The following is a 14,653-nucleotide window of genomic DNA, read 5'->3' as shown; positions in this document are numbered from 1 at the left end:
ACCCGGGACGTCCTGGGTTCCGGACCGGACTCCGCGCTGCTGACCGCCTCCGTGCAGCACCGGCACGACCCGGGCGCACGGGCGAGGACGAGCGCGCCGGTCGCGATCGGTCCGCCGACCTTGTGTCCGGACACGCTCACGGCCACCAGGCCCACTCCGCGCCGCGAGCCCGACGCCCGGCGCACCTCCGCGATCTGCAACGGAACGTGGCCGAGGGCCGCGACCGCGTCGAGGTGCAGCGGGACCTCGGCGCGCGCACAGACGCCGGCCAGCTCCTCGACCGGGTTGATCGTGCCGATCTCGTTGTTGACCCAGAGCGCGGTGACCAGCGCGACCGAGCCGGGGTCGCGCTGCACGGCCGCGGCGAGCGCCTGCGGCTGCAGCGTGCCCTCCTCGTCGAGCGGCAGCCACTCGATCTGCGCACCCTCGTGTTCGGCGAGCCAGGCGACGCTGTCGAGGGTGGCGTGGTGCTCGCCCTCAGCGACGAGCACGCGCGTGCGGGCGGTGTCCTCGGCACGGCGCTGCCAGAACAGGCCCTTGATGCCGAGGTTGACCGCCTCGGTCCCCCCGGCCGTGAGGACGACCTCGATCGGCTCGCAGTCGAGCACTCCGGCGAGCGCCGAGCGGGCGTCCTCGAGCCGGCGGCGCGCCTCCTGGCCCGAGCCGTGCACGGAGGAGGGGTTGCCGGCGTGCGCGGAGGCCTCCGCGAACGCAGCGAGGGCGCAGGCGCGCAGCGGCGTGGTCGCCGCGTGGTCGAGGTAGATCACAGCAGTCCTTCATCCCGCGTCAGGGCCACGGAGGAGGCCGGTGGCCGTCACTACTGTATGTCGCATGACCTCTCACGATCCCCTGGCCCGGCTCGGCGTGAGCGCGGACGAGCAGGGCGGTGAGCTGCGGGTGTGGTCCGAGAACGCGAGCGCCGTCGATCTCCTGCTCTACGACGAGAAGGACCCGGCGTGGGTCACCCGCACCGTGCCCCTCCAGCGCGACGACCACGCGGTCTGGTCGGCGCGTTCGGACCTGCTCGCGCCCGGTCGCCGCTACGCCCTGCGCGTCGACGGCCCGACCGGTCCGCGCCACCGCTTCGACCCGCGGCGCGCGCTGCTCGAGCCGTACTCGCGCGGGCTGCACCGGGTGGCCGAGAACGAGTGGCGCTCGGTCGTGGTCGACGACGCCTTCGACTGGGGCGGCTCCTCCCGACCGCGCACCCCGCTCGAGAGCACCGTGATCTACGAGGCGCACGTGAAGGGCCTCACCCGGCTGAATCCGGCGCTCCCGGTCGAGCTGCGCGGCACCTACGCCGGGCTGGCGCACGAGTCGACCGTCGCCGCCCTGCTCGATCTCGGCATCACCGCCGTCGAGCTGCTTCCGGTGCACGCCTTCGTCTCGGAGCAGCGCCTCTTGCGTCAGGGCCTCACCAACTACTGGGGCTACAACACGCTGAACTTCTTCAGTCCGCACGCGGCCTACGCCTCCCCCGCGGCGCAGCGGGGCGGCCCGACCGCAGTGCTGCGCGAGTTCAAGGGGATGGTGAAGCTGCTGCACGAGGCGGGCCTCGAGGTGATCCTCGACGTCGTCTACAACCACACGGCCGAGGAGGGGCCGGGCGGCCCGATGTCGAGCCTGCGCGGGATCGACGACGCGGGCTGGTACCGGCAGACGGCAGAGGGTCACTACGTGGACGTGACCGGCTGCGGCAACACGCTCGACTTCGGCCGGCCCGCGGCTCAGCGGCTGGCCCTCGACTCGATGCGCTACTGGGCCGAGGAGGTCGGGATCGACGGCTTCCGGCTCGACCTCGCCGCGACACTCGGTCGTGACGAGATCGCGCACTTCCGGAGCGACCACCCGCTGCTCCGTGCGGCGGTCGAGGACCCGGCGCTGACCGACGTGAAGATGATCGCCGAGCCCTGGGACGTGGGCACGGGTGGATGGCAGACCGGCAACTTCCCCGTCGGCTGGTCGGAGTGGAACGACCGTTACCGCGACCGCACCCGCAACTTCTGGCTCTCGGACATCGACTACGCCCGGCGCGCGGGCACGGCCCCCGTGGGCATCGGCGGCTTCGCCACCCGGCTCTCCGGCTCGTCGAACACGTTCTCCGCCGAGCGGGGACCGCTCGCCTCCGTGAACTTCGTCACCGCGCACGACGGATTCACGCTGGCCGATCTGGTCTCGTACAACGTGAAGCACAACATCGGCAACGGCGAATCGAATCGCGACGGAGCCGACACGAACCGCTCCTTCAATCACGGCTTCGAGGGCCTGACGACCGACGAGCAGATCACGCTCGCCCGTCGCAAGGCCATGCGCAACCTGCTCGGCACTCTCCTGCTCTCCGCGGGCGTGCCGATGATCACCGCCGGCGACGAGACCGGACGCAGCCAGCGCGGCAACAACAACGCCTACTGCCAGGACTCGGATCTCACCTGGCTGCGTTGGGAGGGCCTGGCGGCCTGGCAGCTCGCCCAGCGGGCGCACACCCGCACGCTGATCCGCCTGCGGCGAGAACACCCCGCCCTGCGCCCCTCGCGCTACGGTCGGGGCGGCGAGGTCACGCCGGGGTCGACGAGCATGCACTGGTTCGACGCGCACGGCCACGGCATGTCCGACCAGGACTGGACCTCGGCGGCGAACCGTACCCTGCAGTACCTCGCGGCGTCGACCCCGGAGGAGGGCCGGCCGGATCGAGTCCTCCTCGTCGTGCACGGCGTGGAGGAGGACACGACGGTGGTGCTCGCCGAGGCCGAGGGCGTCACCGGGTACACGAGGCTGTGGAACAGCGAGGAGCCGGAGCCGCTGGAGCACGGCGAGTCCTTCGAGCCCGGGCAGGTCATCCGCGTGACCGGCACCTCGATGCAGCTCTTCGCAGCGCACGGCGAGCCGACCGGCACGGCGGAGGCGGAGGCGGGTCGGTGATGGCGCGGAACGGGCCGGGCACCCCGGCCACGGTCGCTCTGGCCACGGCGGGCATCGCCTTCGTTCCTCACGAGTACCGGCACGATCCGTCGACCACGAGCTACGGTGTCGAGGCGGCCGAGGCGCTCGGGGTGGAGCCCGAGCGCGTCTTCAAGACGCTCGTGGTCGACGTCGATGGGGAGCTCGTGGTGGGCATCGTCCCGGTCACGGGCTCGCTGGGCGTGAAGGAGCTGGCGTCGGCGGTCGGCGGCAAGCGCGCGGCGATGGCCGATGCCGCGCTGGCGCAGAGGCGCACCGGCTACGTGCTGGGGGGCATCTCGCCGCTCGGACAGCGTCTGCGGCACCGCACGGTGCTCGACGAGACCGCCGAGCTCTACGACACCGTCCTCGTCTCGGGCGGTCGCCGCGGCTTCGAGATCGAGCTCGCCCCCGCCGATCTCGTCGCCGCCACCGGCGCCGTCCTCGCCGACATCGCCCGCTGATCCCTCCGTTCCTCCCCGCATGGGGCCGCGCGAGGACGACCGGCCGAGGGCCGTCCTCGCCGGAGACTCCTCACGAGCGGGACCTCGAGTGCCGGCCGGGCGCCGGTCAGCCTGCGGCGGCAGTCAGCCCGAGCTCGGCCGAGCGGGGCAGGAGGCGGTGGCGCGGCACCACGCGGACTGTGTAGCCGAAGGAGCCGCTACGGTCGAGCGTGACCACGCCGGCGTAGGGGACGCGCCCGACCGCGTCCGCCGGTACCACGGCGCCCACCTCCTCGACCACCTCGAGCTCGTGGTGTCGTACCCCCGTCAGTGAGCCGTCGGCCGACGGCGTTCCGTAGACGACCTCGACCGTCACGTCCTCGGGCGAGAGCCCGCCCAGACGGACACCGGCGCGCACCGCGAGCCGGTCGCCACGCTGCGGCACCGCATCGATGCCTCCCGACTCGACGGACGCGACCGCCACGCCGGACCATCCTGCGAGCACCCGGCGCTTCCAGCCGGCGAGCTCCTTCGCCGGCTCGAAGTGGTCGGCGGTGACCGCCCGTTGCGACTCGGCCGCCGGCTGGTAGAGCGCCTCGACGTACTGGCGCACCATCCTCTCGGCCGAGAGCTCGGGCGAGAGCGTCGCCAGCGTGTGGCGGATCGAGCGCACCCAGCGGCGCGGGACTCCGTCCGCGTCGCGCTCGTAGTAGCGCGGCACGACCTCCGTCTCGAGCAGCTCGTAGAGCGCGTCGGCCTCGAGCGTGTCGCGCGCCTCCGGGTCGAGGGCGCGGTCGGAGGAGGGGATCGCCCAGCCGTTCTCGCCGTCGAAGTACTCGTTCCACCAGCCGTCCAGGATCGACAGGTTGAGCGAGCCGTTGAGCGCTGCCTTCATCCCGGACGTCCCGCACGCCTCCAGCGGACGCAGCGGATTGTTGAGCCAGACGTCGGTGCCCGGGTAGAGCAGCTGGGCCATCGCGATGTCGTAGTCGGGGAGGAAGACGATGCGTCGGCGGACGTCGGGCTCCTGCGCGAAGCGGACCAGCTTCTGGATCAGCCGTTTCCCCTCCTCATCGGCCGGGTGCGACTTGCCGGCGATCACGATCTGGATCGGGTGCTGCGGATGGGTCAGCAGCGCACGCAGACGCTCGGGGTCGTGCAGCATCAGGGTCAGCCGCTTGTAGGTCGGCACCCGGCGCGCGAAGCCGATGGTCAGCACGTCCGGATCGAGCACCTCGTCGAGCCAGGCCGGAGGGAGCCCGCCCGGATTCTGCTCGCGCCACGAGCGCGCTGCTCGACGTCGGGCGTCGTCGACGAGCTGCTCCCGCATCGCGCGGCGGGCCCGCCAGAGCTGGTCGTCGCTGAGCGCGTCGGACGCCCAGTCGGCGCGCGTCGTGTCGTCGATGCCGAGTCGGTCTCGGGCGAGGTCGCGGAGGACCGGATCCGTCCAGGTCGCCGCGTGCACGCCGTTCGTGATGGAGCCGATCGGCACCTCCTCCGCATCGAAGCCCGGCCAGAGGCTGGCGAACATCGACCGGCTCACCTCGCCGTGCAGGATCGAGACGCCGTTGGAGCGCTGGGCCAGGCGCAGACCCATGTAGGCCATATTGAACGCGGTGCCGGAGCCGCCCGGCTCGACACCCAGGGCGAGCACGTCCTCGACCTGGACGCCCGGCAGCAGCTCGGTCGAGAAGTAGGCGGCGATCAGGTCGCGGTCGAAGCGGTCGATTCCGGCGGGCACCGGCGTGTGCGTGGTGAAGACCGTGCTTGCGCGCACCACCTGGAGCGCCTGGTCGAAGTCGAGCCCGGCGCCGATCAGACCCGAGATACGCTCGAGCCCCTGGAAGCCGGCGTGCCCCTCGTTGGTGTGGAACACCTCAGGGAGCGCCGTGCCCGAGACCTCCGCCCACAGGTCGAGCGCGCGCACGCCACCGATCCCGAGTAGCAGCTCCTGCTGCAGGCGGTGCTCGCCGCCCCCGCCGTAGAGACGGTCGGTGACCGAGCGCAGGGCGTCCTCGTTCTCGGGGATGTCGGTGTCGAGGAGCAGAAGTGTCACCCGGCCGACCTCGGCCCGCCAGACACGCGCGTAGAGGGCGCGGCCGTCAGGGAGCGCGAGCACGATCCGGGCCGGGGAGCCGTCGGCGAGGCGGACGACGCGCAGCGGGAGACCGTCGGGGTCGAGCGAGGGGTAGGACTCGAGCTGCCAGCCGTCGGCCGAGAGTCCCTGGGAGAAGTAGCCGGAGCGGTAGAAGAGGCCGACGCCCGTGACCGGGACGCCCAGGTCGGAGGAAGCCTTGAGGTGATCGCCCGCGAGGATCCCCAGACCACCGGAGTACTGCGGCAGCGCAGCGGCGATGCCGAACTCGGGTGAGAAGTACGCGATCGAGCGCGGTGCCGTCTCCGGGAGCGACTGGTACCACCGAGGCTCGGTGCGGTAGCGCTCGAGGTCCTCGCGCAACCGCTGCGCCTCCTCGACGAAGGCGCCGTCACCGGCGAGCTCGGCGAGCCGCTCGGGGCTGACAGCGCCCAGGAGCGCGGTGGGGTCCGCTCCCCCGCGCCGCCAGAGCTCGGGATCGACCCGCTCGAACAGCCGCCGGGTGGGCTCGTGCCAGGCCCAGCGCAGGTTACCCGCGAGCTCACCGAGCGCCGAGAGCTCGGGCGGGAGGACGGAGCGGACGATGAAGCGGCGGATCGCCTTCACGGCACCCCTCGACTCTCTGCGGACCCGGGAACCCCGGTCGCGGAGCACCGGGGCGGTCGCGCTCGGTCACCCTAGCGGAGCCCCGCGGCGCACGAACGGGCCCGGCGCGGACCGTTTGCACAGCGCCGCAGGCGCGCGCAAGCGTCGTGTGCGAGCGCGCGCCGGTCGCTACTGTCGTGACGTGGCTCAGATACCTTTCGGCAAGGCTCCGCACGGCAAGGACGCACGACGAGCGGGTCGCGGACGCGCACCCCAGGAGGCGTGGGCGCCTCCCGAGGAGGTGCCGGCCGAGCCGGCGGCCGACGAGGCCCCGGTTTCTCCCGTCACGCCGGACGCTCCCCCGGCGGCGAGCGGCAGTGGGTACCGCGTGCGCGCCGAGCGCATCCCGATCCTCGACCCGCAGCCCCGGCTCGAGGACGACCGCTGGGCGGCCAAGGCCTTCGTCGGCGAGGTCGTCCCCTTCGCGGCGACGGCGTTCCGCGAGGGACATGACCTCATCGGAGTCGACCTGCTGCTGACCTCGCCCTCGGGGGCGGAGTCGGAGCACCGGATGTCCCTGCTCGCGACGGGTACCGACCGCTACGGTCGCCTCGTCCTCCTCGATGCGGAGGGCGACTGGACCTACCGCATCCGCGCCTTCGCCGACGACTGGGCGACCTGGCTGCACACCGCCGACGTTAAGATCCCCGCCGGGCTCGACATCGACGTCACCTTCGCCATCGGCGCCGGCCTGCTGCGCGCCGGCGCCGACGATCAGTCCCGTCCGGAGGCCGAGCGGACCCTCCTCGCTGCGACTGCTTCCCGAGTGGCCGACACCGCGCTCGCCGCAGAGGCACGCCTCGTCGCCGCGACCGATCCCGCCGTGCACGGCGCGCTCGAAGCCCGTCCGGTGCGCAGCATCGCGAGCGTCTCCGCACCCCGCACCGTGCACGTCGAGCGCACCCGTGCCGGCGTCGGCGCCTGGTACGAGTTCTTCCCGCGGTCCGAGGGCGCCGTGCGCCACGAGGACGGCACGGTGACCAGCGGCACGTTCCGCACCGCCTCCGAGCGCGTCCCCGCCGTCGCCGCGATGGGCTTCGACGTGCTCTACCTGCCGCCCATCCACCCGATCGGGCGCTCGTTCCGCAAGGGCCCGAACAACACGCTCGACGCCGCGGAGAGCGACCCGGGCTCGCCGTGGGCGATCGGCTCGGCCGAGGGCGGCCACGACGCCATCCACCCCGATCTCGGCACGGTCGACGACTTCCGTGCGTTCCACGCCGCCGTCACCGCGGCGGGCCTGGAGCTCGCCCTCGACTTCGCCCTGCAGGCCTCGCCCGACCACCCCTGGGTCACCAGCCACCCCGAGTGGTTCACGACCCTCCCGGACGGGAGCATCGCCTACGCAGAGAACCCGCCGAAGAAGTACCAGGACATCTACCCGATCAACTTCGACAACGACCCCGAGGGCATCCGCCGGGAGGCGTTGCGCGTCCTGCGGCACTGGATCGACCTGGGCGTGCGGATCTTCCGCGTCGACAACCCGCACACCAAGCCGCTCGACTTCTGGGAGTGGATCATCCACGAGGTGAACGCCGAGCACCCCGAGGTGGTGTTCCTCGCCGAGGCCTTCACCCGGCCGGCGATCATGCGGGCCCTCGGCAAGGTCGGCTTCCAGCAGTCGTACTCGTACTTCACCTGGCGCAACACCAAGGAGGAGCTCGCCGAGTTCTTCACGAGCATCTCGCACGAGACCGCCGACTACATGCGGCCGAACCTGTTCGTGAACACACCGGACATCCTCACCGAGTACCTCCAGTACGGCGGACGCTCGGCCTACAAGGTGCGCGCCGCCCTCGCCGCGACCGCTTCTCCGCTCTGGGGGGTGTACGCCGGCTACGAGCTGGTCGAGAACGTCGCGCGCCCCGGCGCCGAGGAGAACATCGACAACGAGAAGTACGAGTACAAGACCCGCGACTGGTCGGGGGCCGAGGAGTCCGGCCGCTCACTCGCGCCGTATCTCACGCGTCTCAACGAGATCCGCCGAGCGCACCCCGCCCTGGGCCAGCTGCGTAACCTCCACGTGCACGGTAGCGATGACGACGCGATCCTCGTCTACTCCAAGCACCTCGATCGCCACTTCACGCGCACCAGGACGGCCGACACGGTTCTCGTCGTCGTGAACACCGATCCGCACTCCGCCCGCGAGACCACGGTGCACCTCGACCTGCCCGCGATCGGCCTCGAGTGGGGCGCGACGTTCGAGGTCGAGGACCTGATCACCGGCTCCGTCTGGACCTGGGGAAGCGACAACTACGTACGGCTCGACTCCTTCGTCGAGCCTGTGCACATCCTGAGCGTGAAGGCGGACGAACGATGAGCGGAACACCCCCCGAGAGCGGGAGCCCCGCGGAGACCGCCGGTCTCGAACCGCACGCCGAGACAGTTCCGACCACGGGCACGAGCTCGGCGACGACCACGGGCCACGGCGCCCACGCCGGTCCCGCCCCGGACTCGCAGCAGTACCCCGCCGCCTCCCGCGAAGGCTCGCCCACCTCCGCGGTCGAGTCGGCCTCGGAGGTGCCTCGACCGCTCGGCGACGAGCGCGCTACCCCGGAGCCCGTCGTCGCCGGAGCACCGATCGACGGGACCTCCGCGATCACCCTCCCCGACCTCCCCGACTGGGTGCTGCAGCAGCTGGCCACCGGCAGCAACGCGCTGCCGCACGATGTCCTGGGGCAGCACCTCGTCGCGGCCCCCGGCGTCGCGGACCCCGTCACCGTCGTGCGCGTCCGCCGGCCCCTCGCCGAGAAGGTCGCTGTCGTCCTCTCCTCCGGCGCGCGCGTCGAGCTCGGGCACCTCAGCGACGGCATCTGGCAGGGTTTCCACGTCCTCGGGCCGCAGCCGTACACGGTCGAGGCGCGCTACGGCGGCGGCGGCGAGTGGACCGCGGAGGACCCGTACCGCTTCTCGAAGACGGTGGGCGACCTCGACCTCTACCTCATCGGCGAGGGTCGGCACGAACGGCTCTGGGAGGCACTGGGCGCCCGTCATCGCGAGCACGAAGGAGTCTGGGGTACCTCCTTCGCGGTCTGGGCACCGCACGCGCAGGCCGTCCGGGTCGTGGGCGACTTCAACGACTGGAGCGGCGAGGGACACGCCCTCCGCAACCTCGGCGTCACCGGCGTCTGGGAGATCTTCGTCCCCGGCATCGAGCCCGGTGCCTCCTACAAGTTCGACCTGCTGTCCCGTGACGGACGCTGGGTGCGCAAGGCCGACCCGATGGCGCGCGCCACCGAGGTCCCGCCGGCGACCGCCTCGAAGGTCGCGGTCTCGCACCACCGGTGGGACGACTCCGCGTGGATGCAGAAGCGCGCCTCGGTCGATCCCCACGCGCAGCCGTTGAGCGTCTACGAGATGCACCTGGGATCGTGGCGGCCGGGCCTGGGCTACCGGGACCTCGCGGATCCGCTGATCGAGTACATCACCGAGCTCGGGTTCACGCACGTGGAGTTCATGCCGCTCGCCGAGCACCCGTTCGGAGGCTCGTGGGGGTATCAGGTGACCGGCTACTACGCCGCCTCCAGCCGTTTCGGCACGGCCGACGACCTCAAGTACCTGATCGATCGCCTGCACCAGGCGAGCATCGGCGTCATCGTCGACTGGGTGCCCGGGCACTTCCCGAAGGACGACTTCGCTCTCGCGCGCTTCGACGGGGAGCCGCTCTACGAGCACCCGGACTGGCGCCGCGGCGAGCAGATGGACTGGGGCACCTACGTCTTCGACTTCGGCCACACCCAGGTGCGCAACTTCCTGGTCGCGAACGCGCTGTTCTGGCTCGAGGAGTTCCACGTCGACGCCCTCCGCGTGGACGCGGTCGCCTCGATGCTCTACCTCGACTACTCCCGCAAGGAGGGCGAGTGGCTGCCGAACGAGCACGGCGGACGCGAGCATCTTGAGGCCATCAGCCTCCTCCAGGAGGTCAACGCCACCGCCTACAAGCTGCACCCCGGCATCATGATGATCGCCGAGGAGTCGACCAGCTGGCCGGGTGTCACCCAGCCGACGACCTCCGGCGGCCTCGGCTTCGGGCTCAAGTGGAACATGGGCTGGATGCACGACTCGCTGAGCTACATGGCGAACGACCCGCTCTGGCGCCAGTACCACCTCGGTGAGATCACCTTCTCCTTCGTCTACGCCTTCAGCGAGAACTTCGTCCTCCCGATCAGTCACGACGAGGTCGTGCACGGCAAGGGCTCGCTGATCCAGAAGATGCCGGGCGACCACTGGCAGCAACTGGCGAACGTCCGCGCCTACCTCGCCTTCATGTGGGCGCACCCGGGCAAGCAGCTGCTGTTCATGGGGCAGGAGTTCGGGCAGTACTCCGAGTGGAGCGAGGAGCGCGGGCTCGACTGGTGGATCCTCGACCAGCCCAGCCATCGTGGTCTGTGGAGCCTCGTCGGGCAGCTCAACCATGTCTACCGCGACTCACCGTCGCTCTGGGAGCTGGACAGCGACCAGGCCGGCTTCGAGTGGATCGACGGCGGCGCGGCCGTGCCGAACGTCATCTCGTTCCTGCGGAAGGACGGCGAGGGGCGTCCCGTGGCCGTCATCGCGAACTTCTCCGGTGCGCCGGTGCACGACTACCGGGTGAGCCTGCCGATCGCGGGGCGCTGGGAGGAGCTCGTCAACACCGACGCCGAGATCTACGGCGGTAGCGGGGTCGGCAATTTCGGCGCCGTCGAGGCACGGCAGGAGCCGTGGGCCGGCCGCCCCGCATCGGCCGAGATCATCCTGCCCCCGCTGGCGGTGCTCTACCTCCGGCCGGCCGGCTGACGGCCTGCGGACACCGAGCCCCGCCGGAGGACCGCCGCAGCTGCGGGGTCCGGGCGGGGCTCGGTCGTCTCAGCCGCGATCCGGCACTCGGACGCCCCGATCGCTCAGCGCGCCGGAGCGGTCAGTACAGCAGGCCGGTGAGGCGCGCGCGCGCTTTGTTCACCCGCGGGTCGGTCTGTCCGACGATCTCGAAGAACTCGAGCAGCCGAGCCCGCGTCGCCGCCTTGCCGTCCGCGTCGAGGCGCGGGAACAGCGCCAGGAGGCGATCGAACGCATCCTCGACGTGCCCGCCCGAGACGTCCAGGTCGGCCACGGCGAGCTGCGCGTCGAGGTTCGACGGCTCGGCAGCGGCCGTCGAGCGGATGTCGTCGAGCGTGCGGCCCTGGAGCCGGGCCAGCAGGCGGACCTGCGCGAGGCCGGCGACGGCCAGGGCGTCGCGCGGGTTCTGCGCGATGGCCGTCTCGTACTCGCTGATCGCCGCGGCATAGTCGCCCCGGTCGATCGCGTCGTACGCCTCCTGGTGGTGCGGCGGCAGCGGCTCCGGTTCGGGCTCCGCTCCCTCGGCGGGCGCCTCGGCGCCGACCGGGACGGTGCCCGTGACGCCGTTCTGCGCGGCCAGCTGGAGGACCTGCTCGAGGAGGTCGCGCAGCTGCTCCTCGGCGATCAGACCGCTGAACAGCGGCACCGGCCGTCCGCCGATGATCGCGGCGACGGTCGGCACCGACTGCACCTGGAACGCCTGAGCGAGCTGCGGGCTCGACTCGACGTCGACTCCGACCAGCACGACGGCACCGGCGTACGAGACGACGACCTTCTCGAGCAGGGCGGTCATGCTCGTGCTCTGCTCGGCCCACGAGCCCCGCAGATCGACGATCACCGGCACGCGCGACGAGAGCTGCACCACCTGGTCGAACTCGGCGTCGCCGGCCGTGAGCAGGAGCGGATTCGCGGCCTGCGAGCCGGCGGGCGCCGCGCCCGGAACCGCAGGGTCGGCCTGCGTCGCGCTGGGGGCGGAAGGGGTACGGCGGTTCACCAGCGACGACAGGTCGATGGCGCCGCGGAGGTTCCCCGGCAGGGGTGGGACGGCGCTCACGGCAGCTGCACCACCGAGACGAGTCCCTGGCTCCATCCGAGCATCACGATCTTCTCCTCCGATCCGACGGGCGGTACATAGAACAACAACTGGTAACCGTAGGTGGTCTCGATCCCCGTGGTCGACTTGTCGGTGCCGAGCAGCGACTGCGAGGCACCGGAGGTCGAGACCGTCGAACCCTCGGCGGTGGGCCGCACGGTCGAGGTCTCGGCGATGCTCGCCGCGACGAGCGCGCCCGAGTCGTTCGTCGCAAGGGCGATCGTCGGTGAGGTGCCGGGCTTGTTCGAGAACTCGATCGAGGCGGTGTCCGGAAGAGCCTCACGGTCGGCGTTCTTCTTGTCGACCCCGACCTGGCCGCGGAGCGTGTCGCCGTCAGGCGAGAAGAGCCCCGCGTACTGGCTGGAATCGCCGTTGGCCAGGATGTCTGCGTAGGCCGAGCCGACAGTCTGGGGCGCCAGCTTCATCAGCCGCGAGTCGGGAGCGACGATCGAGGTCCCCACGGTCACCGGTGCGACGTCGGGGATCCGAGCGTTGGCCTCGAGGGAGATCGCGTAATCGACCTTGTAGTCGGTCCGAGGACTCGCCTGGCTCATCATCAGGGCGATCGGCGCCTGGGTGGTGTCAGCCGAGTTCTGGACGACGGCCGTGACGAGGCGAGGCCAGGTCTCGGTGTCCTGGGGCAGCACGAGGCTGACGGGCGAGCCGGGGATCGCCTGCGGCGGGTCGATGGTGCCGCCCTTGGCGATCACCTCGTAGTTCGTGGTGCGCTCCGTTAGCGACTCTCCCTGGAAGCGCTCGGCCAAGATCCCGGCGTCCCGTGCTGCGTCGGCGCGCGACGCAACGTCCGAGACCTCGGCGACGATCGCCTCCGCCTGCTGCGTCGTGACGACAGGGGTCGGGTCGGCCGCGACCGGCTCGGCGCCGGGCGTCGCGGTCACGGAGGCGGTCGGCGCGGCACTCGCGCCCGCGGCCAGGTCGGGCCAGTAGTCCGAGCTGCACCCGGAGAGCAGCACCGTGGTGCCCAGCACGACGGGCAGCACGAGAGCGCCACGGCGGCGCCGCAGCGGTGTGGAGGCCACGGACGCCTGGATCCCCGCTCGAGGACGTGGTCGACGCGCTCCCCGCGGGATGCGGCCCTGAGGTCCCTTGCGACGGGGCCCGTGCTGACGGCGCAGGTGGACGAACGCCCAGACGTAGAGGCCGAGACCGATCAGGAGGAAGATCGCACCGCCCAGCAGCAGCGGACCCGCGAGCGGGGTCGCCGTGTCGACGGGCCAGCTCACCCGCACCGAGTCGGCCGCGGGAGCGGTGCCGTCGCTCGCGATCAGGATCGACACGTCATCGGGGACGTCGAGCGCGACGGAGATGCTGCCCGTGCCCTCGAACTGCTCGAGCCACAGGTCGGATCCGCGCGGATCGACGACCGCGGCGTCGGCAGTCGCGACGTCGGCCGAGAGCTCCACGCCCTCGCCGGTCTCCTGCTCGGCGGTCAGTGCGTCGTTCGCCGTACTGTAGCCGACGGCATCGTAGGGCGAGCCACCGACCCAGCCGAGCACGTCGGAGGTCCGGGCGTAGGCGAGCACGAGTCACCGCCACCCTCGACCGTGATCGTCTGGCGACCGGGATTCGCGCCGAGCGTGCTCCCGTCGATCACCGCGTAGGGCGCGGACGAGTCGAGCGAGGTCTCGGCGGTCAAGGACTCCGGAGGAGCCCAGACCGTCCGCTGACCGATGCCGAGCGCGATCATCGCGGCGGCGATGACGGTGGCGATGATGGCGAAGACGAACCGCACGAAAGAACTCCTCCTGCGTTGCCGGATCGGGGTGACGGCCGGGACCGGCTCGGGGACGCAGCCGGACCGGGGCGCGACGGCAACAGACAAAGACAGTCCACGATAGCCGATGCCCTCCCTCCGATGCCCGGGAACGGCCGAGAGTGCCTCCGTGCGGCGCGCGGTGCGGGTGTCGCCCCGGCCGATGCCCGCGCGCTGAATACACTTTCCGAGTGCCGTGAGCCCCTCCGCGGCCCTGCTCTGAAGGAGACGACGTGGCGAACGACGAGGCCGAATTCACCCAGGTGTTCCGTGGCTACGACCGGGACGAGGTCGACAAGGCCATCCAGGGCATGCGCCGCGAGCTCATCCAGTCGAACACCCAGGCGGCCGAGAGCAGCCGAGAGGTGAAGCGCCTCTCCGCGCGCATCGAGAGCCTCGAGAAGGAGCTGCAGCAGGTCGGCGCACCCACCTACGCAGGGCTGGGCGCGAAACTCGAGCACACACTGCGCGTGGCGGAGGAGCAGTCGGAGCGGATCATCGCCCAGGCCGAGAACGACGCCTCGGCGCTGCGTCGCTCCACCCGCGACGAGGGCGACCGCGTTCTCCAGGAGGCGCGCGACGAGGCGGAGCGCCTCGTCACGCAGGCGCGTCGCCGCGCAGACCGCACCCGCGACGAGTCGGAGGCGCAGGCGGCCGCGACGCTCGGGAAGGCCGCCGACGACCGCGACGTGATGACCCAGGACGCCGTGCGCGAGGCCGCCGCCATCCGCGGCGCCGTCGCCACCGAGGCCGCCGAGACGCGTGCCACGGCCAAGCGCGAGGCCGCCGCCGTCCGTTCGGAGGCCGAGCACGAGGCCGCCGAGATGCGTGCCGTCGCCGCTCGCGAGATC

General features: G+C 71.7%; 9 protein-coding genes. 5 read left to right on the top strand and 4 right to left on the bottom strand.

Features of this window, described 5'->3' with window-relative positions:
* On the bottom strand, nucleotides 1-767 hold a 767-nt coding region (locus tag ACH61_RS10260; RefSeq protein WP_236713631.1), incomplete at its 3' end, for a cysteine desulfurase family protein.
* Nucleotides 768-831: 64 nt separating this feature from the next.
* On the opposite strand from ACH61_RS10260, the gene glgX reads away from it, so the two are divergent.
* Together glgX and ybaK are read left to right on the top strand one after the other, a co-directional pair.
* A complete protein-coding gene (gene glgX / locus ACH61_RS10255) occupies nucleotides 832-2,919 on the top strand; it encodes a glycogen debranching protein GlgX (protein WP_068211814.1) in 2,088 nt (695 codons plus the stop codon).
* A complete protein-coding gene (gene ybaK / locus ACH61_RS10250; protein WP_068211812.1) occupies nucleotides 2,919-3,401 on the top strand; it encodes a Cys-tRNA(Pro) deacylase in 483 nt (160 codons plus the stop codon). The genes glgX and ybaK overlap by 1 nt, the downstream gene beginning before the upstream one ends.
* A 106-nt stretch (nucleotides 3,402-3,507) precedes the next feature.
* Here the strand turns inward: ybaK and glgP are convergent, their stop codons facing one another.
* Complete coding sequence (gene glgP / locus ACH61_RS10245) at nucleotides 3,508-6,081, bottom strand: alpha-glucan family phosphorylase (protein WP_068211810.1); 2,574 nt, start codon at nucleotides 6,079-6,081, stop codon at nucleotides 3,508-3,510.
* A gap of 367 nt (nucleotides 6,082-6,448) precedes the next feature.
* Here glgP and ACH61_RS10240 point away from each other — a divergent pair, with 367 nt between their 5' ends.
* Nucleotides 6,449-8,440, top strand: a complete 1,992-nt coding sequence (locus ACH61_RS10240) for an alpha-1,4-glucan--maltose-1-phosphate maltosyltransferase (protein WP_413784035.1) — start codon at nucleotides 6,449-6,451, stop codon at nucleotides 8,438-8,440.
* Nucleotides 8,437-10,896 carry a 1,4-alpha-glucan branching protein GlgB gene (gene glgB, locus ACH61_RS10235; protein WP_082845193.1) on the top strand — a complete coding sequence of 820 codons (2,460 nt, stop codon included), beginning with the start codon at nucleotides 8,437-8,439 and terminating at the stop codon, nucleotides 10,894-10,896. Before ACH61_RS10240 ends, glgB begins: the two co-directional genes overlap by 4 nt.
* A 121-nt stretch (nucleotides 10,897-11,017) precedes the next feature.
* On the opposite strand, the gene ACH61_RS10230 is transcribed toward glgB, so the two are convergent.
* Together ACH61_RS10230 and ACH61_RS10225 are read right to left on the bottom strand one after the other, a co-directional pair.
* Nucleotides 11,018-11,989 (bottom strand): tetratricopeptide repeat protein, encoded by a 972-nt coding sequence (locus tag ACH61_RS10230; protein ID WP_068211808.1) that lies wholly within the window; start codon nucleotides 11,987-11,989, stop codon nucleotides 11,018-11,020.
* Nucleotides 11,986-13,572, bottom strand: coding sequence for a hypothetical protein (locus tag ACH61_RS10225; RefSeq protein WP_082845192.1), 1,587 nt, complete (start codon nucleotides 13,570-13,572; stop codon nucleotides 11,986-11,988). Before ACH61_RS10225 ends, ACH61_RS10230 begins: the two co-directional genes overlap by 4 nt.
* Nucleotides 13,573-14,035: 463 nt before the next feature.
* Between ACH61_RS10225 and ACH61_RS10220 the strand changes: the two genes are divergently transcribed.
* Nucleotides 14,036-14,653: DivIVA domain-containing protein (locus ACH61_RS10220; protein ID WP_153038833.1), on the top strand; the 618-nt coding region annotated here is incomplete at its 3' end.

It is taken from the genome of Rathayibacter tanaceti (genome assembly GCF_001634385.1).
Lineage (GTDB): Bacteria > Actinomycetota > Actinomycetes > Actinomycetales > Microbacteriaceae > Rathayibacter > Rathayibacter tanaceti.
The sequence above is the reverse complement of the archived record's forward strand: the minus strand, read 5'-3'. Positions and strand labels throughout refer to the sequence as shown.